Below are 19,450 nucleotides of genomic sequence, written 5' to 3' on the forward strand. Positions count from 1 at the left end.
ATCTCGCCCCTCCCCAGGGGCGTTTGCGGCAGGATGGCGGGGCCAGAGCGAGGCGTCACGCCATTTTATCCTCCCCCTGAAGGGGGAGGCGGCCGGGAGGGCCGGAGGGGGACGTATCTGCTGACATGCCGCTGGAACTTCCCCCTCAGTCGCTCCGCGACAGCTCCCCCTTCAGGGGGAGCATCTGGGATCAGGCACCCGCCTTCTGCGCGAAGGCCCACGCCCCCTTGGCCAGCACCGGCACGCGGGCCTCCATCAGCTGGGCATGGGCGCTGGCGGCGGTGCCGTCACGGACGCGGCCGACGATGCCCTGGCAGATGCCGGCCAGGCGGAAGAGGTTGTAGCTGAAGTACCAGTCCAGCTGCGGCAAGCCTTGGCGCCCCGTCGCGGCGCAGTAGCGGGCCACGGCCTCTTCGATGGTGGGGATCCCGTAGGCGGTCAGGTCGGTGATCTCGGCCAGGCCCCCGCGCTGGTCGGACGGCATCACCCAGTTCATCAGGAAGTAGGTGAAGTCGGCCAGCGGATTGCCCAGGGTCGACAGCTCCCAGTCCAGCACCGCGATCACGCGCGGCTCGGCAGGGTGCAGGATCATGTTGTCGAGGCGATAGTCGCCGTGGACGATCGAGGTCTGGTCGTCGGCCGGCGCGCTGGCCGGCAGCCAGTCGATCAGCCGGTCCATCTCGTCGATCTTCGTCGTCTCGCTGGCGCGGTACTGCTTGGTCCAGCGGTCGATCTGGCGGGTGAAGTAGTTTCCCGGCTTGCCGTAGTCGGCCAGGCCCACGGCCGCGTAGTCGACGGTGTGCAGCGCCGCCAGGGTGTCGATCTGGGCCTCGTAGATCGCCCGCCGCTCGGGCGGTGCGTAGTCCGGCAGGGTGCCGTCCCACAGGATGCGGCCCTCGACGTTGTCCATCACGTAGAAGATCGTGCCGATCACCCCCTCGTCCATGCACAGGGCGTAGGGTCTGGCGACCGGGAACCTGGCCTGGTGCAGGCCCGAGATCACCTTGAACTCGCGGTCGACGGCGTGGGCGCTGGGCAGGAGCTTGCCGGGCGGCTTGCGGCGCAGGACGTAGCGCTTGGCCGGCGTCACCAGCTGGTAGGTGGGATTGCTCTGCCCGCCCTTGAATTGGCGCACCTCCAGCGGGCCGGCATAGCCCTCGACGTTCGCCTCCAGCCATGCGGCCAGGGCGGCCTCGTCGATCGCATGGCGCGGATCGACCGGCTTGGTGCCCGAATTCAGCTCCTGAGCGGACGGCTCGGCCACGGCGCTTCACTCCCAACGTTTGTTTGAATGGGAGTTTAGAGGGCCACGAGGCGCGTGCAAGCCTTCCTTCTCCCCTTGCGGGAGAAGGTGGCGGCCGAAGGCCGACGGATGAGGGGTCGAAAGGCCGGTCGGGAGAGGTTTGAGAGACCCCTCACCCGACCTCCCTCCGGGAGGCCACCCTCTCCCTCAAGGGGAGAGGGATCTGGTTCTCAATGCTGGCTGAGCGCCCGCCAGCCGATGTCGCTGCGGTAGAAACCGCCTTCCAGCGACACGGTGCCCAGTGCGGCGTAGGCCACGTCGCGGGCTTCGTGCAGGGTCGCGCCCAGGGCGCAGACGTTCAGCACCCGGCCGCCCGAGGCCACGAGACGGCCGTCGGCGTCGCGGGTCGTGCCGGCGTGGAAGATCTCGGCCTCGTGGCCGTAGTCAGCCTCGGCGCCCTGGATCAGTCCGCCGGTCTTGGGGGCATCGGGATAGCCCTCGGCCGCCAACACCACGCAGATCGCCGCCTCGTCGCGCCACTTGGGCGGCTCGGCGCTCGCCAGTTCGCCCTTGGCCGCGGCCAGCAGGGTGGGGACGATGTCGCTTTCCAGACGCAGCATCAGCACCTGGCATTCCGGGTCGCCGAAGCGGGCGTTGTACTCGACCAGCTTGGGTCCGGTCGGGGTGAGCATCAGGCCGGCATAGAGCACGCCGACATACGGATTGCCCTCGGCGGCCATGCCCTCGACCGTGGGCACGATCAGTTCGCGCCAGGCCTGCTCGACCAGGGCCTCGGTCAGGACGGGCGGCGGCGAATAGGTGCCCATGCCGCCGGTGTTGGGGCCCTCGTCGCCGTCATAGGCGCGCTTGTGGTCCTGAGCCGCGCCGAACAGCACGGCGGACTTGCCGTCGCACACCGCGAACAGCGAGGCCTCCTCGCCGTGCATGAACTCCTCGATGACCACCCGGGCGCCGGCCGAGCCGAAGCGTCCGCCCAGCATGTCGACCACCGCCGCGTCGGCCGCCGCGCGGTCGGGAGCGATGACCACGCCCTTGCCGGCCGCCAGGCCGTCGGCCTTGATCACGAACGGCGCTTCCAGGGTGTCGAGGAACTCGCCCGCCGAAGCGGCGTCCTCGAACACGCCGTAGGCCGCCGTCGGCAAGTCGTGACGCTTGCAGAAGTCCTTGGTGAAGGCCTTGGAGGTCTCCAGCTGGGCGGCGCGCTGGCTGCCGCCGAAGCAGGGGACGCCGATTTCCGCCAGCTTGTCGGCCAGACCGACTTCGAGCGCCGACTCCGGGCCGACCACCACCAGGTCCGCGCCGATCTCCCGGGCCAGCGCCACCAGGCCGTCGGCGTCGGTCGCCTTGACCGCGGCCAGTTCGGCCACGGCCGCGATGCCCGGATTGCCCGGGGCGGCGACGAGGCGGCCGCACAGCGGCGATTGCGCGATCTTCCAGGCCAGGGCGTGCTCGCGCCCGCCGGACCCGACGAGGAGGATGGTCAGCTTTTCCATGAGCCGGGGATGTCGCGCGGGCCGGGGCGCGGGTCAAGCATCCGCTGCGTCCGATCGTCCGGACCGGCCTCCTGCGACGCTTGGCCCGATTGCCAGGCGCCCCGCACGTGGGCTTTTTCATGTGCAAATACGCACGTCTAGGGCTGGACGCGCGCCACGGGGCAACCTTCGAGACACATGGCCAAGGACGACCATCACCTTCCGCGCGACCCGGCGGCCGCGGCGGACGCTGCTTCCCACCCGTCGAAGGCCCTGCACTCCTGGGCCTTCCTCGACGCCGTGGTCGAAAGCGTGCCGGCCATGCTGGTGGTCAAGAACGGCCGCGACGGCCGCTTCGTGCTGGTCAACCGCACCGGCGAGGAGCTGCTGGGCGTGCCGCGCGAGGCCCTGATCGGCCGCAACGACGCCGACTTCTTCCCGCCCGAACAGGCCGCCTTCTTCGCCGAGATGGACGCCAAGGTGCTGGCCAGCGACCGCCTGTGGGTGATCGACGAGGAGCCGCTGAAGACCCCGCACAACGGCGACCGCTGGCTGCAGACCAAGAAGATCGCCATCCCGGGCGAGGACGACGAGAAGCTGCTGCTGATCATCAGCGAGGACATCACCGAGCGGAAGAAATCGGCCGCCGCGCTGGAGGCCGCCCTGGAGCGGGCCCGCGCCGCCAGCGTCGCCAAGTCCGAGTTCCTGGCCAATATGAGCCACGAGATCCGCACGCCGCTGAACGGCGTGCTGGGCATGGCCCAGGTGCTGGCCCAGACCGAACTGACCCCGCGCCAGCGCGAGATGATGGACGTGATCCTGAGCTCGGGTCGCACGCTGAACGCCCTGCTGAGCGGCATCCTGGATCTGGCCAAGATCGAGGCCGGCGAGGTCGAGCTGGAGACCGCGCCCTTCGACCTGCGCGCGGCCGTGACCGCCTGCGCCGCCACCTTCGAGGGCCTGGCCCACCAGAAGGGCCTGACCTTCTCGCTGACCTTCGACGAAGGCTTTCACGAGCGCGTCGACGGCGACGCCCTGAAGTTCGGCCAGATCGTCAACAACCTGATCAGCAACGCGGTGAAGTTCACCTGCGAGGGCTTCGTGGCGGTGCGCGCCGGCGCGCGGCCGGACGGCGAGGACGTGCTGCTGACGCTGACGGTCGAGGACACCGGCGAGGGCTTCACCCCCGAGGTGCAGGCCAGCCTGTTCGAGCGCTTCGTGCAGGGCGACGGCTCGATCACCCGGCGGTTCGGCGGCTCGGGCCTTGGCCTGTCGATCGCCCAGCGCTTCGCCAAGCTGATGGGCGGCGACATCGCCTGCGTCTCGACGCCCGGCGAAGGCGCCCGCTTCACCCTGACCGTCCGCCTGGCGCCGGCCGCCCCCCTAGCCCCCGCCCCGGCCCGGCGCGCGCCCAAGGCCGCAATGCCCGAGCGCCTGCGCGTGCTGCTGGCCGAGGACCACCCGACCAACCAGCGGGTGGTCGAACTGATGCTGGACGGCGTCGCCGACGTGGTCGTCACCGAGGACGGCGAGGCGGCCCTGCGCGCCTATCAGGACCAGGACTTCGACCTCGTGCTGATGGACACCCAGATGCCGGTGATGGACGGGCTGACCGCGATCCAGGAGATCCGCCAGCGCGAGCGGGCCGCCGGCCGCGTGCGCATCCCGATCATCTCGCTGACCGCCAACGCCATGCCCCACCAGGTCGAGGCCTGCCTCCTGGCCGGCGCCGATCTGCACCTGGCCAAGCCGATCACCGTCTCGGCCCTGTTCGACGCCATCGCGCAGGCCTGCGACCTGGCGGCGGAGCCGGTTTAAGCGGCGCCCCCGTTCATCCTGTCATTCCCGCCCTTGTGGCGGGAACCTCTCTGTCAGCCGCAAGGACGGGAGGGGCGGCGTGCTCCGCACGCCGCTCGCGCTGCCCGTGCAAGCGGGACCAGGGGTTCTCGCCACAAGGGCGAGAATGACGGGAGCTTGAGAGACGGAGAAAGGTCAGCAACGACCGGATCATCCAAGCCTTCGACGCCGATCGCGCGCCTCCTGGCCCTCTCAGCCGCCGGGAGCGCCACCATGCCAGACGCCTATCCCAGGGACCGCACCGCCCTGCTGTTCGTGGATCCCTACAACGACTTCCTGGCCGACGGCGGCAAGCTGTGGCCGCGCGTGGCGGCGACGGCGGGCGCGGCGGGACTGCACGGGCGGCTGGCGTCGGTGGTGGCCGCGGCGCGCAGCGCGGGCCTGCCGGTGTTCATCGTGCCCCACCACCGCTTCGCCCTGGGCGACCTGGACGGCTGGAAGCATCCCTCGCCCTACCTGCAGGGCAGCGCGCGGGCGATGGTGTTCGAGAAGGACGGCTGGGGCGGCCAGTGGCATCCCGACTTCGCGCCCCTGCCCGGCGACGTGATCGTCACCGAGCACTGGGGTTCCAACGGCTTCGCCAACACCGATCTCGACTATCGCCTCAAGCAGCGCGAGATCACCCACGTGATCCTGATCGGCCTGGTGGCCAACACCTGCATCGAGGGCACCGGCCGCTTCGCCTCGGAGCTGGGCTACCACGTCACCCTGGTCACCGACGCCACGGCGGCCTTCACCGACGAGGCCCTGCACGCGGCCCACGCCATCAACGCGCCGACCTACGCCCACGCCATCCTGACGTCCGAGGCGGTGACGGCGGCGCTGGCGGGGACCTAGCGCTTCCTCGCGGCCACGCTGAACCGGGCGGGCGCCGGCGCGGCCTTGACCTGGCGAAGCTCGCCCGCCGCCTGGCGGACGATCTGCCAGCCGCCGTGCAGGGCCAGCGCGGCCATGACCGCGGCCACCAGCAGGTCGGGCCAGCGCGAGTTCGTGCCGAACACGCCCAGCGCCGCCAGCATCACCGCCACGTTGCCGATGGCGTCGTTGCGCGAGCAGATCCACACCGAGCGCATGTTGGCGTCGCCGGTGCGGAAGCCGAACAGCATGACCGCCACCACGACGTTGGCGATCAGGGCTGCGAGGCCCAGGGCGCCCATCACCGGCGCCTCGGGCGTGCGGCCCTCGAACACGCCCCACAGGGTGGCGCCGACGACCCAGGCCCCGAAGGCCAGCATGGTCGCGCCCTTCAGCATCGCCGCCCGCGCCCGCCATGCCAGGGCCATGCCGGCCACGCCCAGGCTGATGGCGTAGTTGGCCGCGTCGCCCAGGAAGTCGAGGCTGTCGGCCTGCAGCGCCGCCGACCCTGACAGGAGGCCCGCCGCGCCTTCGACCAGGAACATGCCGCCGTTGATCGCCAGGGCGATCCACAGCGCCAGGCGCCAGCGCCCCGACGGCGGCGGGGCCTCGGGCTTGCAAAGATCGTCGCCGCAGCAACCGGACATCTGGACCTCCATCAAGAAGGCCCCATCTCTGCACCCTGTAGTCGCTACAGGGTCAAGAGCCATGTCCGCCGTTTCGATGTCGACGCTTTCCATCGGAGATCTCGCCCGCCGCACCGGCGTGCCGGTCGAGACCATCCGCTACTACGAGCGCCTGGGCCTGCTGCCCAAGCCCCCGCGCACCGAGGGCAACTACCGCGCCTACGAGGCGACGCACGAGCGGCGGCTGGCCTTCGTCAAGCGCTCGCGCGACCTGGGGTTCGGGCTCGACGCCGTCCGGGCGCTGCTGGACCTGGCCGACGGCGCCGATCGCCCCTGCGGCGAGGTCGACGCCCTGGCCCGCGACCAGCTGGCCGAGGTGGAGCGAAAGATCGCCGACCTTACGGCCATGCGGGCCGAGCTGCAGGACATGCTGGACCACTGCGGTCGCGACACGGTGGCCGATTGCCAGGTGCTGGGACGGCTGCGGGGGACCTGAACCCCGCCTCCGCGCGAATGACGGGACGCCGCATTGACTCCCCGGCGCCCCTCCGTATGTTCCGCGCCGTTCGAGTGACTGGCGTTGAAGGTGGGTGACCACCGGGGAGCTCGAGACGCATATGCCGCGCGCCTGGGCTCCTTTCTGACCGCAACCAGACCCGGAGTCCCCCGTGCCCGCCGCCCCCGACTATCCGTCCGCCCCCGATCTCGTCGCCCCCAAGCGCGCCCTGCTGTCGGTCTCCGACAAGACCGGCCTGGTCGACGCGGCCAAGATCCTGCACGAGGCGGGCGTCGAGCTGGTCTCGACCGGCGGCACCAAGGCGGCCATCGCCGCGGCCGGCCTGCCGGTGAAGGACGTGTCGGACCTGACCGGCTTCCCCGAGATGATGGACGGCCGGGTCAAGACCCTGCACCCCATCGTCCATGGCGGCCTCCTCGGCGTCCGGGATGCTCCCGAACATGCGAAAGCCATGGCCGACCACGGCATCGGCGGCATCGATATCCTCTATGTGAACCTCTATCCGTTCGAGGCCACCGTCGCGAAGGGCGGCTCGTACGAAGAGTGCGTCGAGAACATCGACATCGGCGGCCCGGCCATGATCCGCTCGGCGGCCAAGAACCACGGCTATGTCTCGGTCTGCACCGACCCGGCCGACCTTGGCGAAGTGCTGGAGGCCCTGAAGGCCGACGGCGGCACCTCGCTGGCCCTGCGCAAGACCCTGGCGGCCCGCGCCTACGCCCGCACGGCGGCCTATGACGCGGCGATCTCGGCCTGGTTCGCCGCTCAGCTGGGCCAGGATTTCCCGGCCCGCAAGTCGATCGCCGGCGAGCTGCGCCAGACCATGCGCTACGGCGAGAACCCGCACCAGAAGGCGGCCTTCTACACCTTCCCCAATCCCCGCGTCGGCGTGGCCACGGCCAGGCAGCTGCAGGGCAAGGAACTGTCCTACAACAACATCAACGACACCGACGCGGCCTTCGAGCTGATCGCCGAGTTCGACCCGGCCCAGGGTCCGGCCGTGGCCATCATCAAGCACGCCAACCCCTGCGGCGTGGCCCTCGGCGCCACCCAGCGCGAGGCCTATGAGCGGGCGCTGGCCTGCGACCCGACCTCGGCCTTCGGCGGCATCGTCGCCACCAACACCCGCCTGACCCGGCAGGCCGCCGAGGCCATGGTCGAGATCTTCACCGAGGTGGTGATCGCGCCGGAAGCCGACGACGACGCCGTGGCCRTGTTCGCCGCCAAGAAGAACCTGCGCCTGCTGGTCACCGGCGGCCTGCCCGACCCGCTGTCGACCGGCGACACCTTCAAGAGCGTGGCCGGCGGCTTCCTGGTGCAATCGCGCGACGACGCGCGGATCAAGGCCAGCGACCTGAAGATCGTCACCAAGCGCCAGCCGACGCAGGAAGAGATCCGCGACATGCTGTTCGCCTTCCAGATCGGCAAGCACGTCAAGTCCAACGCCATCGTCTACGCCCGTGCGGGCCAGACCCTGGGCGTCGGCGCCGGCCAGATGAACCGCAAGGACAGCGCCCGCATCGCGGCGCTTCGCGCCGCCGACTTCGGCCTGGACCTGGCGGGCTGCGCCTGCGCCTCGGAAGCCTTCTTCCCGTTCGCCGACGGGCTCATTCAAGCCGCCGAGGCCGGCGCCACGGCGATCATCCAGCCGGGCGGCTCCATGCGCGACGCCGAGGTCATCGAGGCCGCCGACAAGCTTGGCCTCACTATGGCCTTCACCGGCGTGCGAGTGTTCCGCCACTAAGGATTGCGGGCGCTTCCGGCGCTCCCCAAATCCGACTAGTCCGCCCGCTCCCCTTGGGGGCGGGCGGATAACCAAGGACGGACGCGCATGGACAGCACAGCCTGGGGAGCCAAGGTCGTCTCCCGTTCGCGGGTGTTCAAGCCCGCCGGCCTGGGCCCCTTCCCCGTGGCGCTGATCCTGCACGGCTGCGGCGGCAAGACCCCGTTCCTTGAGACCTACGCCGAGGTCGCGGTGAAGGCCGGCTACGCGGCCGTGGTGCTCGACTCGTTCAAGCCGCGCGGCATGAGCACGCTGGACGGCAAGCTCTTCGTCTGCACCCTGATGACGCTGCACGGCGCCAAGCGGGCGGCCGACATCTTCGGGACCCTGGCCTGGCTGAAGACGCAATCCTGGGCGCGGGCCGACCAGGTGTTCCTGGCCGGCTGGAGCCACGGCGCCTGGACGATCATGGACGCCTACGCGGCCGGAACCTCGGCCCCCAGCGCCACCGGCCTGCCCGACGCCGACGCCGTCGCCCTGCGCAGACAGGTAAAGGGCGCGCTGCTGGTCTATCCGTATGCGGCCTATCCCTCGATGACCAGCCGCCGGGGCTGGGGGCCGGGCGCGCCGCCGGTGTGGTCGGTGCTGGGCCAGAAGGACGGCGTGGTCGGCTGGCGCTATCCCAAGAAGGCGCTGGACCGCCTGACCGCCGACGGCGTCAAGGTCGACCTCAAGCTCTACCCCGACGCCACCCACGCCTTCGACGACGACAAGGCCAACGACCCGCGGGCGATCTATCGGCCGGACCTGTTCCAGGACGTTCAGGACTATTTCGGCGCCGCGCTGAAGGCCGTCGCGCCGAAGCCCGGGCTGTTCGCGTAGCTTCCCTCTCCCCTTGCGGGAGAGGGGTCGCACCTACAGAAACGCCGCGACAGCCGATCGACTATCGCGGCGTTGAGATCTGAGAGACCCCTCATCCGTCGGCCTACGCCGACACCTTCTCCCGCAAGGGGAGAAGGGTCTTCACGTCAGTGCTTGATCGACACCGACACGCCCACGAAGCGGGGCTCGCCGGCGATGAAGGTCGGGATGCCGAAGGCGTCGCCGGTGTTGCCGGCGTCCTTGATGTAGTCCTGCTCCAGCACGTTGGTGGCGAAGGCGCCGAAGGTCAGCGGGCTGTCCTTGGGCTGCCAGGTCAGGCGCAGGTTCAAGAGGCCGTAGGCCTTCTGCACCTCGTCCTGCACGGTGTCCTTGATGGCGCCGGTGGTGGTCTGCAGGGCCGCGATGTCGTTGTTGTTGTCGAAGAAAATCTTCGACTGCCAGGTGTAGGTCGGCAGGAAGGTGAAGCGGCCGGCCCGGGTGTCGCGCGAAACCTTCAGGCCGATCGAGGCCTGGTGGTCGGGCGACAGGCGGAAGCGGTTGCCGTCGAACAGGCCGTTGCCGAACCGGGCGTGGCTGTAGCCGTAGGTCGAGAACAGCAGGATGTCCGGCGTGGCCTGGAAGTTCAGCTGGCCCTCGAAACCGGTGGCCTTGGCCTCGCCGGCGTTGAGGACGATGGTCGCCCCGCCGCTGTCGCGCTGGCTGGTCTGGAAGTTCTCGTAGTCGTAGCGGTAGAGGGCGCCTTCCAGCGTAAGGCGGCGGTCGAGCAGCGCGGTCTTGGCGCCCAGCTCGTAGGAGGTGACCTCCTCGGCGGCGATCTGCGTCAGGGTCGCGCCGGCCACGACCTTGGGCCGGCGGCCGGTCGAGATCGAGCCGTAGACATTGGCGTTGTCGGCCACCTCGTAACGGGCCACCAGGCGGTAGGTGACGCCGTTGTCGGTGAAGTCCTTGTAGCGGGTCGGGGTCGGCTGGACGACCAGGCCGCCCACGCGCCCGGTCTGGGCGAAGATGATCGCCGACGGGCTGCTGATCGTGGCGCCGTAGCCGCTGGTCTTGTCGTCGTAGGTGTAGCGCACGCCCGCCGCCAGCTCGAGCCGGTCGGTAGCCTTGAAGGTCACGTCGCCGAACACGTCGTAGGAGTTGGTCTCGCCGTAGTTGGTGAACTCTTCCAGGCGGCTCGACGGCAGGGCCGCGGGGGCGACGGCGTTGATCACCGGCAGCGACAGGCCATTGGGGCGCGGCAGGGCGCCGGTCAGGAACAGGCCCGCGATCTTCTCGTTGATGGCCATCGGCACGCGCTGGCTGCCGTCTTCCCAGAACCAGCTGACGCCGCCGAAGGCGGTGACGCGGCCGCCGGCGTCATAGTTGAGGCGCAGTTCCTGGCTGGCCGACTTGCCTTGCGCGTCCTCGGCGAAGGTCATCATCGGCAGCGAGAAGCCGTCCGGATCGAACACTTCCTCACCGGTGAAGTAGCGGTAGGCCGAGGTCGAGTTCAGGGTCAGGGCGTCGGTCAGCTTGTAGCTGGCCAGGCCCGTCAGGCTCCACAGGCGGCGGTTCAGGCCCAGCGCCTGGTCGTTCTCGAAGCCGGCGACGGTCGACAGGGCCGCGCCCGAATTGCGGCCCAGGTCGCCGATCACCTTGCCGGTGGTCGGGTCGGTGGGGGCGTAGGTCAGCGACTTGAACGCGGTGCCCGACGGCTTGTCCTGCTGGTAGTTGTAGAGCACGTCCAGGGCGAAGCGGTCGTTGGGCTTGTAGGCGATCGCCACGCGGGCGGCCTGGGTGTTGGTCGAGTTGAAGTCGTCGCCGTCCAGCAGGTTCTCGACATAGCCGTCGCGCTTCTTGCTGCGGGCCGACACCCGGACGGCCAGCACGTCGCTGACCGGCACGTTGATCATGCCTTCCAGCATGGCGTAGCCGTAGTCGCCGGCCTCGACCTTCAGGCTCGTGGCGAAGTCGGGCTTGGCCTTGGCCTGGATGATGTTGACCGCGCCGATCAGGGCGCCGCGACCGTAGAGGGTCGACTGCGGGCCCTTGGCGATCTCGACCCGCTCCAGGTCGAACAGTTCGACGTAGGAGCCGCGCGACTTCGAGATCGACACGCCGTCCTGATAGACCGACACGCGCGGTTCGGTGGTGGCCTCGCCGCTGTCGGAGGTGATGCCGCGCATCACGAAGCCGGGGTTGTTGGGCGACTGGTTCTGCACGTCGAAGCCGGGCACGAACTGGCCCAGTTCCTCGAACTCCATCAGGCCCAGCGCCTCGAGGGTGTCGCCGGAATAGGCGGTCAGCGCGATCGGCACGTCCAGAACGCTCTGCTCGCGCTTCTGGGCGGTGACCACCACTTCCTGGACTTCGGTCGACGGCGGCGCGTCGGCGGCCAGCGCCTGGCCGGCGAGCGTCATGGCCAGCAGGCTGGCTCCGGCGAGCGAGGTGGTGCGGATGGCGCGCATGGACTATTCCCCTCCAACAACTGTACGAGCCCCCGCCCCTAGGGAGCGGTCGTGTCGTCTGCAAGACGGGGTTGTGAAGGAGCCGTGAAACGAGTGGCCGACGCCGAGGACGAAATCGAGGATCTGCTGGAGGCCGAAGACCCCGGCCAGGCGAGCGGCGAGCGCCGCCTTCAGGCCAGCCTCGACGGCGCGCTGGCGGGCCAGCGGCTCGACAAGGCCCTGGCCGTGCTGTTCGACGAGCTGTCGCGCGCCCGGCTCCAGGCCCTGATGGCCGAGGGGCGGGTCTTCCGCCTCGATGGCGCCGGCAAGCCGCAGACGGTGACCAACGGCTCGGCCAAGGCCCAGGCCGGCGACTACCTGGTGGTCGAGCCGCCGCCCGCCCCGGCGATCCCCGAGCCTGAAGCCATCCCGCTCAGCGTGCTCTACGAGGACGCCCACCTGATCGTGGTCGACAAGCCGGCCGGCATGGCCGCCCACCCGGCCCCCGGCTGCGAGACCGGCACCCTGGTCAACGCCCTGCTGCATCACTGCGGCGACAGCCTCTCGGGCGTCGGCGGCGTGGCGCGGCCCGGCATCGTCCACCGCCTCGACAAGGAAACCTCCGGCGTTATGGTCGCGGCCAAGAGCGACGCGGCCCATCGCGGCCTGTCGGCCCTGTTTTCCACCCACGACATCGACCGCGTGTACGTGGCCCTGGTGCGCGGCGCGCCGCATCCGTCGTCGGGCACGATCGAGACGCGGCTGGGCCGCTCGCCGCACGACCGCAAGAAGATGGCGGTGCTGAAGAGCGGCGGGCGCGAGGCGATCACCCACTACAAGGTCGAGCGCACCTTCGGCGGCGACGGTGGCAAGCCGCTGGCCGCCCGGGTTTCCTGCCGACTGGAGACCGGCCGCACCCACCAGATCCGCGTCCACATGGCCAGCAAGGGCTCGCCGTGCCTGGGCGACCCCGTCTACGGCGCCGGCGCCCCGGCCGCGCCGGTCAAGGCGGTGCTGGTCGAGACCGGCTTTTCCCGCCAGGCCCTGCACGCGGCGGTGCTGGGCTTCGTCCACCCGGTGACGGGCGAGACCCTGCGCTTCGAGACACCCCTGCCCCCCGACATGGCCGCGGTGCAGGCGGGGCTGGAGCGCCTGTGAACTTGCGCCAGCGAAACATTCGCGCCCTAATTCAGCTTCGCCGCCCGCGTATCGGTTGAGGGCTGGAGATCCGTCACATGCTGTTCGCCGCCCGCCTCGTTAAGACCCTGCCTCTCGGCCTGGCCCTGCTCGCAGCGCCCGTGCTGGCGCACGCCGCCGGCGCCGACGACGAGGTGGTGGCCACCGCCAAGGCGACGTCCAGCCCGGCCCAGGCCGAGGCCGCCCCCGCGCCGGCCGCGCCCGCGGCCACCCGCCCGCTGACCACCCAGGAGCAGATCGACGCCTGGCTGAAGGCCGCGCCGGTCCGCACGACCAGCGAGGACGGCCCGCTGAACCTGTCGCGCGACGACGACGCCGGGCCGATCAAGCGCAAGGTCCACGGCAGCGTCGAGGTCGGGGTGGGCACCGGCGGCTATCGCCACGTGGCGGCCACCGCCCTGTTCCCGGTCGGCGAGACCGGCACCCTGGGCGTCGCCGTCGCCCAGACCGACTACGGCAAGAACGGCCGCTGGGCCTATGGCTACGACGGCCTCGGCTACGGGCCCGGCTATGGCGGCCTGGGGTACGGCGGCTATGGCTACGGCCCCTACGGCTTCGCCCGCGGCGGCAAGAGCCAATCGATCGCCCTGTCGCTCGATATGTCCGGCCGCTCGTCGGCCGAGCGCTGTGTCGACGGCGTCCGCGCCGACGACGGCCGCTACGTCGAGCCGCTGTGGGCCACCCAGATGCGCGGCGCCCAGCGCCCCTGCGATATCGACGACCGTCCCTGACGAGACGATTCCGGCGTTCGCCGAAGCTTAACGGCTTGCCGTCATGGTGCCCGCAAACGGGGACCTTCAGGCGTAAGCATGCAGCCGGACATCACAGCGTACCACCACGCCGCCAGCGGGCGCGTGACCTATCTCGTCTCTGATCCGGCGACCCTGCTCTGCGCCATCGTCGATCCGGTGCTCGACTTCGACCCGGCCACCGGCGAGACCTCGACCGCCTTCGTCGACGCCATCATCGCCGACATTCGCGAGAGGGACCTCGGCCCGACCTGGATCCTCGAGACCGCGGTCCACACCGGCCACCTGTCGGCCGCCGGCCACCTGAAGTACGAGACCGGCGCCTCGGTCGCCATCGGCGCCCATGTGCTGGAAAGCCTGCAGCGCCTGGTTCCCGCGCTCGGCGCCGAGGGCGTCGACCTGGAAGGCTGGGACTTCGACAAGCTGGCGCGCGAGGACGACGAGCCGCTGATCATGGGCGGGATCGAGTTCCACCCCATCGCTCTTTCCGGCCGCCTGCCCGGCGCGGTGGCCTACAAGGCCGGCGACGTGGTCTTCGTCGGCGACGCCATCCTGCCCACCGGCCTGCCCGCCAGCGACGCGCCCGGCGCCGACGCCGCCGGCCTGTTCGCCGACGCCCGCCGCCTGCTCGGCCTGCCCGACGACGTTCGCATCCTGTCGAGCTGGGCCGGCGAGGATCCGGCCGCCGCCGACACCACCGTCGCCGCCCAGAAGGCCGCCAATCCCGACGCCGGCGACCCGGTGACGCAAGCCGAGTTCGTCGCCCGCCGGGCCGGCGAGGCAGGCGAGCCCTCGGCCCTGACCCTGGCCGCCCTCGACGTGGCCGTGCGGTCGGGCAAGCTGCCCTCGCCCGACGAGAACGGCGTGCGCTTTCCGCCGCGGCACATTCGTTCTCTTTAAAAACGCACTTGCCACGACGGCCCCTGGCGCGCCTAATGCTTCGCACGTGAAGTATCAGGAGGCCCCGTCATGGCCGACGACCAGAGCGCCAATCTCACCGCCGTCCAGGCCGGCAGCCTGCCCGATCACCTGGGCCTGCAATGGCAGGAGGCCAAGCCCGGCCTGGTGCGCGGCCGCTTTGAGGTTGCGCGCCACCACATGGCCCCCAACGGCTTCCTGCACGCCGCCGCGGTGATCGCGCTGGCCGACTCGGCCAGCGGCTACGGCTGCGTGGTTTCCCTGCCTGAGGGCGCGACCGGCTTCACCACCATCGAGCTGAAGTCGAACTTCCTGGGCACGGCCCGCGACGGCGGCGTGGCCTGCGAGGCCAGGCTCGTCCACGGCGGCCGCAACACCCAGGTCTGGGACGCCGTCGTCACCGCCGAAGGCACGGGAAAAACCATCGCGCTTTTCCGCTGCACCCAGATGATTTTGTACCCGAAGGCCTGAGCCGCGACGGAGGGTCGCGGCCGGCCGCACGAAAAGACGAAAAAGCGCATCATAGCCTCTTGCGCTCTTCCAGCGTCGCGGATAGGTATCCCGCCCTCACTCAAGACCGGCCAAAAGCTGGTCACGAAGACCCCCTGGAGAGGTGGCAGAGTGGTCGAATGTACCGCACTCGAAATGCGGCGTGCCTGGAAGGGCACCGTGGGTTCGAATCCCACCCTCTCCGCCACTACCCCCTGAAAAACTAGATCGACCAAAGCGCCTTGAGCGCTTAGCCCCGCCGCGTGCTCTCGCGCTCGACCAGCCGGGAGGGCACGACGCGCGCCACGCAGGTCGCGCCGGCTTCGAGGTCGAGCAGTTCCATCGCCGCGGCCACGTGGGCCTTGATGTCCTGGTCGAAGGACGTCAGGCGGTAGGGCCCCCATTGGGCCATGTCKAGATTGTCGTAGCCGATCACCAGCACGTCGCCCGGCGCGGACAGGCAAAAGTCCTCGCGCAGCACGTCGATGACGCCGAAGGCCGCCAGGTCGTTGGCGCAGAACAGGGCGTCGGGCCGGTCGGCGCCGGCGAACAGGTCGCGCGCTGCCCGGGCGCCGCTGGCGTGGTCGTAGCCGCCGCCCGCCCGCATCGCCGGCGGCAGTCCCAGCGCTTCCAGGCCATGGGCGAAGCCGGCCTCGCGGGCGACCTGGGCCGGGCTGTCGGCGGGCCCCGCCACGAAGCCGAAGCGCGTCCCGCCCCGCTCGTACAGCAGCCGCGCGGCCGCCGCACCGGCGGCGAAGTTGTCGGACGACACCGAACGGATCCAGTCGCCCGCCAGGTCGGAATTCAGGGTGACGATCGGAATGCGCAGTTTCGACAGCTGGTCGGCGGCGTCCTGCGAGGTGAGCGCCAGGGCCGAGACCACGGCGTCGACGCGATATCCCGCCAGTTGGTCGACCACGCCGTCGAGGATGCGGTCGCTTTCCACCCGCACCAGCATCATCTGCAGGCCGCGCGCAGTCAGCGCCTTGGAGAAGGCCTCCAGCGTCATGGCGAAGTAGGGGTTGTAGAAGCCGCCGACCACGACGGCGACGATGCCCGAGCGGTTGGTCTGCAGAATCTTGGGCAACAGGTTGGGCCGATAGCCCAGGGCCTCGGCCGCCTCCAGGATTTTGGCGCGCGTCGCCTGCGCGATCCGGGCGCCCGGCGTGAAGGCGCGCGACACCGCCGACTGCGACACTCCCGCCGCCCTGGCCACGTCGGTCGACGACGGCGGTCGCCAGTTTCCGCTCATGCGGCGATCCCTCGCACCCTTTTCCCCTTCGGTCGCTCTTTAAAGGGTTGCGCGCCGGCTGGCGAGTGAATAGCTATGCACACATTCGACCAACCGCAGCGCGGCTCCTAACCGCGCGCCGTCCCGCCGGGCCTCACGCCCGGGCGGGCGCAGGCGCGTGCGCGACCGGCCTCGCCGCTTCTCGTTCAAGCAAGGTCCGCCATGAGCGTCCCCGCCCGCAGCGCCCCCTCCGCCGCGCTCGTCCAACTGGCCCTGGCGCTGGGCGGCTTCGCCATCGGCACCACCGAGTTCGCCTCGATGAGCCTGCTGCCCGACTTCGCCCGCACCCTGGGCGTCGACGAGCCGACGGCCGGCCACGCCATCAGCGCCTATGCGCTGGGCGTCGTCGTCGGCGCGCCGGTGATCGCGGTGCTGGCGGCCAGGATCGCCCGCCGCACCCTGCTGGTCGGCCTGATGGTGCTGTTCGCCATCGGCAACGGCCTGTCGGCGCTGTCGCCCACCTTCGAGACCATGGTCGTCTTCCGCTTCCTCAGCGGCCTGCCGCACGGGGCCTATTTCGGCGTCGCGGCCCTGGTCGCCGCCTCGCTGGCGCCGCCCGACAAGCGGGCCTCGGCGGTGGCGCGGGTGATGATCGGCCTGACGGTGGCCACCATCGTCGGCGTGCCGCTGGCCAACGCGGTGGGCCAGTGGATCGGCTGGCGCTGGGGCTTCGTCATCGTCTCCATCCTGGCGACCCTGACGGCCGTCTCGGTGTTCCTGCTGGCCCCGCGCGAGCCCGCGCCCAAGGACGCCAGCCCCCTGCGCGAGCTGTCGGCCCTGGCCAGCCGCCGCGTGTGGCTGACGCTCGGCATCGGCGCCATCGGCTTTGGCGGCATGTTCGCGGTCTACACCTATCTGGCCTCGACCCTGGTCGAGGTCACCCACGCCTCGCCCGCCGCCCTGCCCGGCGTGCTGATGGTGTTCGGCCTGGGCATGACCGCCGGCACCCTGGTCTGCGCCTGGGCCGCCGACCGCGCCCTGATGCCGGCCGTCGGCGCCATCCTCTTGTGGAGCGCCGCCTCGCTGGCGCTCTATCCGCTGGCCGTCGGCAGCCTGTGGACCCTGGTCCCGGTGGTGTTCCTGATCGGCTGCGGCGGCGGCCTGGGCGCGGCCCTGCAGACCCGCCTGATGGACGTGGCCGGCGAGGCCCAGACCCTGGCGGCGGCGCTGAACCACTCGGCCTTCAACACCGCCAACGCGCTTGGCCCGTGGCTGGCCGGCATGGCGGTGGCCGCCGGCATGGGCTGGCGCTCGACCGGCTGGGTCGGCTGCGCCCTGGCGTTCGGCGGCTTCGTGATCTGGGCGATCGCCGTCTGGGACGACCGTCGCGAGCGGGAGCTGGCGGCGGCCTAACGGCCGGCCGGCTTCGGCGCCGGGGTCCCGGGGCGATAGGGCCAGACCTTGCGGCGGTCCGACTTCAGGACCCGGTCCTCGTACAGGGCCTCGGACTGGTCGACACCGGTGATGAAGACCTCGGGACCGCCGTACAGCAGCACCCGAAAGCGTTCGCCGACGTCGAGGAACTCGATATCGCACGAGGTCTCGGCCCCGACCTTGTATTCGGCAAGAGCGGTTCCACGCAGGACGCGTTCGGCGCGGATCACCGCCGGCCGCCCCTCACCGCCGTAAGGAACCACCACCTCGCCGTCGACGATGGCGACGGCCGCCTCCACCCGCTGGCGCGCTTCGCGCATCTTCGTGGCGTAGGAACGATCGGCCGGCATGACCACGGCGCAGGCCTGCGCCTGCCCGACGATCGCCGCACCGGCGATCGTCGCCATGGCCGCCATCATCCATCCACGCATGTCCGCCCCCTCTAGACGCCGCGCATCTTGCACGACGCCAGGAGGCGGCCAAGCCGGTTCAGGCGACGGGCTGCTCCGCCGCCAGTCCCAGCGCCACAGCCTCGGCCTTTGGCCCGATCACCAAGTGGACGACGGGTCCGTCGAGGCGGACGAGCGCCCGCACGCCGGCGGCCTTGAGGGCGGGCTCGTCGAGCTTGGCAGGATCGGCCAGTTCCAGACGCAGGCGGCTGGAGCAGGCGCTGACGGCGAGGATGTTGGCGCCGCCGCCCAGGCCGGGCAGCAGGGCCTTGGCGGTCTTGGCGTCGACGGCCTGGGTCGGCGCAGCGGCGGCGGCGGGCGCGGACGATACGGCCTGCCCCCCTGCCCCGGCGGCCTGGCGGATCTCGCCGGCGACGGTGTCGGCGATGGGACCCAGCACCACCTGCAGGGCCTTGTCGGAAGGCCGCACGATCCCGCGCGCGCCCAGGGCCTTGAGACGCGGCTCGTCGACCGCCTTCTGGTCGGCGACGATCAGGCGCAGGCGCGTGGTGCAGGCGTCGACGCTGACCAGGTTGGCCGCTCCGCCCAGGGCCAGCACGAAGTCGGCCCCGCGYCCGCCGGCGCTGGGGGCCGGGGCCGCGGCCAGGGCGGCGGCYTCCTCGGCCGGCTCGCGGCCGGGGGTCTTGAGGTCGAACTTCAGGATGAAGAAGCGGAACAGGCCGTAATAGAGCCCGAAATAGACCGCCCCGATCGGCAGCAGCCACAGCGGCCGRGTGGCCTTGCCGAAGTTCAGCACRTAGTCGAACAGCCCCGCCGAGAAGGTGAAGCCCAGCTTGATGTCGAGSGCGTTCATCACCGCCATGGACAGGCCCGTCAGCACCGCGTGCACGCCGTAGAGCAGCGGGGCCAGGAACATGAACGAGAACTCGATCGGCTCGGTCACCCCGGTCAGGAACGAGGTCAGGGCCAGCGAGGCCAGCATGCCGCCGACGGCCTTGCGGCGCTCGGGACGGGCGGTGTGGAACATCGCMAGGCACGCGGCCGGCAGGCCGAACAYCATCACCGGGAAGAAGCCGCTCATGAACGCCCCGGCGCTGGGGTCGTCGGCGAAGAAGCGCCGCAGGTCGCCGGTCGAGCCGTGGAAGTCGCCGATCACGAACCAGGCGATGTTGTTGAGGATGTGGTGCAGGCCGGTGACGATCAGCAGGCGGTTGAGCAGGCCGTAGACRAAGAGGCCAAGCTCGCCCGAGCCGACGACGCCGCGGCTGGCCGCGTCCACCGTKCCGTTRATGCCGTCGTAGCCGAARCCCACCAGCAGGGCCAGAACCAGGCCCGCCACGCCCGAGATGATCGGCACGAAGCGGCGGCCGCTGAAGAAGGCCAGGTACTCGGGCAGCTTG

At 70.7% G+C, this 19,450-nt stretch carries 17 protein-coding genes, 1 tRNA gene and 1 riboswitch; of the genes, 11 read left to right on the top strand and 7 right to left on the bottom strand.

The annotated features are described in order from the left end of the window. Positions 1 to 190: 190 nt before the first annotated feature. Positions 191 to 1,264, bottom strand: coding sequence for a phosphotransferase family protein (locus tag AC1DCG_RS02685; protein WP_477031071.1), 1,074 nt, complete (start codon positions 1,262 to 1,264; stop codon positions 191 to 193). Between the two features lie 209 nt (positions 1,265 to 1,473). Then, positions 1,474 to 2,757 (bottom strand): phosphoribosylamine--glycine ligase, encoded by a 1,284-nt coding sequence (gene purD, locus AC1DCG_RS02690; RefSeq protein ID WP_477031072.1) that lies wholly within the window; start codon positions 2,755 to 2,757, stop codon positions 1,474 to 1,476. A gap of 177 nt (positions 2,758 to 2,934) precedes the next feature. Between purD and AC1DCG_RS02695 the strand changes: the two genes are divergently transcribed. Both AC1DCG_RS02695 and AC1DCG_RS02700 read left to right on the top strand, forming a co-directional pair. Next, positions 2,935 to 4,554, top strand: coding sequence for an ATP-binding protein (locus AC1DCG_RS02695; RefSeq protein ID WP_477031073.1), 1,620 nt, complete (start codon positions 2,935 to 2,937; stop codon positions 4,552 to 4,554). A 252-nt stretch (positions 4,555 to 4,806) separates the two neighbouring features. After that, on the top strand, positions 4,807 to 5,430 hold the full coding sequence (locus tag AC1DCG_RS02700) for a cysteine hydrolase family protein (RefSeq protein WP_477031074.1): 624 nt from the start codon (positions 4,807 to 4,809) through the stop codon (positions 5,428 to 5,430). Here AC1DCG_RS02700 and AC1DCG_RS02705 read toward each other — a convergent pair. Beyond that, complete coding sequence (locus AC1DCG_RS02705; protein WP_477031075.1) at positions 5,427 to 6,095, bottom strand: cation efflux transmembrane domain-containing protein; 669 nt, start codon at positions 6,093 to 6,095, stop codon at positions 5,427 to 5,429. The genes AC1DCG_RS02700 and AC1DCG_RS02705 overlap by 4 nt on opposite strands. A gap of 61 nt (positions 6,096 to 6,156) precedes the next feature. On the opposite strand from AC1DCG_RS02705, the gene AC1DCG_RS02710 reads away from it, so the two are divergent. The 3 genes from AC1DCG_RS02710 to AC1DCG_RS02720 all read left to right on the top strand — a co-directional run bounded on the left by AC1DCG_RS02710 (position 6,157) and on the right by AC1DCG_RS02720 (position 9,196). Beyond that, a complete protein-coding gene (locus AC1DCG_RS02710; protein ID WP_477031076.1) occupies positions 6,157 to 6,570 on the top strand; it encodes a MerR family transcriptional regulator in 414 nt (137 codons plus the stop codon). Positions 6,571 to 6,634: 64 nt separating this feature from the next. Then, a riboswitch (ZMP/ZTP riboswitch) is annotated at positions 6,635 to 6,715 on the top strand. A 27-nt stretch (positions 6,716 to 6,742) separates the two neighbouring features. Next, positions 6,743 to 8,335 (top strand): bifunctional phosphoribosylaminoimidazolecarboxamide formyltransferase/IMP cyclohydrolase, encoded by a 1,593-nt coding sequence (gene purH, locus AC1DCG_RS02715; protein ID WP_477041365.1) that lies wholly within the window; start codon positions 6,743 to 6,745, stop codon positions 8,333 to 8,335. 87 nt (positions 8,336 to 8,422) lie between these two features. Beyond that, positions 8,423 to 9,196, top strand: coding sequence for a dienelactone hydrolase family protein (locus tag AC1DCG_RS02720; protein WP_477031078.1), 774 nt, complete (start codon positions 8,423 to 8,425; stop codon positions 9,194 to 9,196). A gap of 146 nt (positions 9,197 to 9,342) precedes the next feature. Here AC1DCG_RS02720 and AC1DCG_RS02725 read toward each other — a convergent pair whose 3' ends face one another. Next, positions 9,343 to 11,643 (bottom strand): TonB-dependent receptor, encoded by a 2,301-nt coding sequence (locus AC1DCG_RS02725; RefSeq protein ID WP_477031079.1) that lies wholly within the window; start codon positions 11,641 to 11,643, stop codon positions 9,343 to 9,345. Positions 11,644 to 11,727: 84 nt separating this feature from the next. On the opposite strand from AC1DCG_RS02725, the gene AC1DCG_RS02730 reads away from it, so the two are divergent. The 5 genes from AC1DCG_RS02730 (at position 11,728) to AC1DCG_RS02750 (ending at position 15,183) form a co-directional block, all read left to right on the top strand. After that, positions 11,728 to 12,780 carry an RluA family pseudouridine synthase gene (locus AC1DCG_RS02730; RefSeq protein ID WP_477031080.1) on the top strand — a complete coding sequence of 351 codons (1,053 nt, stop codon included), beginning with the start codon at positions 11,728 to 11,730 and terminating at the stop codon, positions 12,778 to 12,780. Positions 12,781 to 12,857: 77 nt separating this feature from the next. After that, entirely contained in the window at positions 12,858 to 13,550 is a 693-nt protein-coding gene (locus tag AC1DCG_RS02735; RefSeq protein WP_240903632.1) for a hypothetical protein, read from the top strand. Between the two features lie 78 nt (positions 13,551 to 13,628). Further along, complete coding sequence (locus tag AC1DCG_RS02740) at positions 13,629 to 14,468, top strand: MBL fold metallo-hydrolase (protein WP_477031081.1); 840 nt, start codon at positions 13,629 to 13,631, stop codon at positions 14,466 to 14,468. Positions 14,469 to 14,537: 69 nt separating this feature from the next. Further along, positions 14,538 to 14,957, top strand: a complete 420-nt coding sequence (locus AC1DCG_RS02745; protein WP_477031082.1) for a PaaI family thioesterase — start codon at positions 14,538 to 14,540, stop codon at positions 14,955 to 14,957. Positions 14,958 to 15,093: 136 nt separating this feature from the next. Further along, positions 15,094 to 15,183, top strand: a tRNA-Ser gene (locus tag AC1DCG_RS02750). 42 nt (positions 15,184 to 15,225) lie between these two features. On the opposite strand, the gene AC1DCG_RS02755 is transcribed toward AC1DCG_RS02750, so the two are convergent. Beyond that, entirely contained in the window at positions 15,226 to 16,227 is a 1,002-nt protein-coding gene (locus AC1DCG_RS02755; protein WP_477031083.1) for a LacI family DNA-binding transcriptional regulator, read from the bottom strand. A 201-nt stretch (positions 16,228 to 16,428) separates the two neighbouring features. Between AC1DCG_RS02755 and AC1DCG_RS02760 the strand changes: the two genes are divergently transcribed. Continuing rightward, positions 16,429 to 17,619 (top strand): MFS transporter, encoded by a 1,191-nt coding sequence (locus AC1DCG_RS02760; protein ID WP_477031084.1) that lies wholly within the window; start codon positions 16,429 to 16,431, stop codon positions 17,617 to 17,619. Here the strand turns inward: AC1DCG_RS02760 and AC1DCG_RS02765 are convergent. Beyond that, positions 17,616 to 18,071 carry a hypothetical protein gene (locus AC1DCG_RS02765; protein ID WP_477031085.1) on the bottom strand — a complete coding sequence of 152 codons (456 nt, stop codon included), beginning with the start codon at positions 18,069 to 18,071 and terminating at the stop codon, positions 17,616 to 17,618. The genes AC1DCG_RS02760 and AC1DCG_RS02765 overlap by 4 nt on opposite strands. A 58-nt stretch (positions 18,072 to 18,129) precedes the next feature. Further along, the coding region (locus AC1DCG_RS02770; RefSeq protein ID WP_477041366.1) for a PTS sugar transporter subunit IIBC at positions 18,130 to 19,450 on the bottom strand (1,321 nt) is incomplete at its 5' end.

The sequence above is a fragment of the Caulobacter sp. 10L414 genome (genome assembly GCF_056395525.1).

Coding starts and splice junctions, on each gene's coding strand:
- purD (WP_477031072.1), bottom strand. CDS start 2,757: ATGGAAAAGCTGACCATCCTCCTCGTCGGGTCCGGCGGGCGCGAGCAC.
- AC1DCG_RS02695 (WP_477031073.1), top strand. CDS start 2,935: ATGGCCAAGGACGACCATCACCTTCCGCGCGACCCGGCGGCCGCGGCG.
- AC1DCG_RS02700 (WP_477031074.1), top strand. CDS start 4,807: ATGCCAGACGCCTATCCCAGGGACCGCACCGCCCTGCTGTTCGTGGAT.
- AC1DCG_RS02705 (WP_477031075.1), bottom strand. CDS start 6,095: ATGTCCGGTTGCTGCGGCGACGATCTTTGCAAGCCCGAGGCCCCGCCG.
- AC1DCG_RS02710 (WP_477031076.1), top strand. CDS start 6,157: ATGTCCGCCGTTTCGATGTCGACGCTTTCCATCGGAGATCTCGCCCGC.
- AC1DCG_RS02720 (WP_477031078.1), top strand. CDS start 8,423: ATGGACAGCACAGCCTGGGGAGCCAAGGTCGTCTCCCGTTCGCGGGTG.
- AC1DCG_RS02725 (WP_477031079.1), bottom strand. CDS start 11,643: ATGCGCGCCATCCGCACCACCTCGCTCGCCGGAGCCAGCCTGCTGGCC.
- AC1DCG_RS02735 (WP_240903632.1), top strand. CDS start 12,858: ATGCTGTTCGCCGCCCGCCTCGTTAAGACCCTGCCTCTCGGCCTGGCC.
- AC1DCG_RS02740 (WP_477031081.1), top strand. CDS start 13,629: ATGCAGCCGGACATCACAGCGTACCACCACGCCGCCAGCGGGCGCGTG.
- AC1DCG_RS02745 (WP_477031082.1), top strand. CDS start 14,538: ATGGCCGACGACCAGAGCGCCAATCTCACCGCCGTCCAGGCCGGCAGC.
- AC1DCG_RS02760 (WP_477031084.1), top strand. CDS start 16,429: ATGAGCGTCCCCGCCCGCAGCGCCCCCTCCGCCGCGCTCGTCCAACTG.
- AC1DCG_RS02765 (WP_477031085.1), bottom strand. CDS start 18,071: ATGCGTGGATGGATGATGGCGGCCATGGCGACGATCGCCGGTGCGGCG.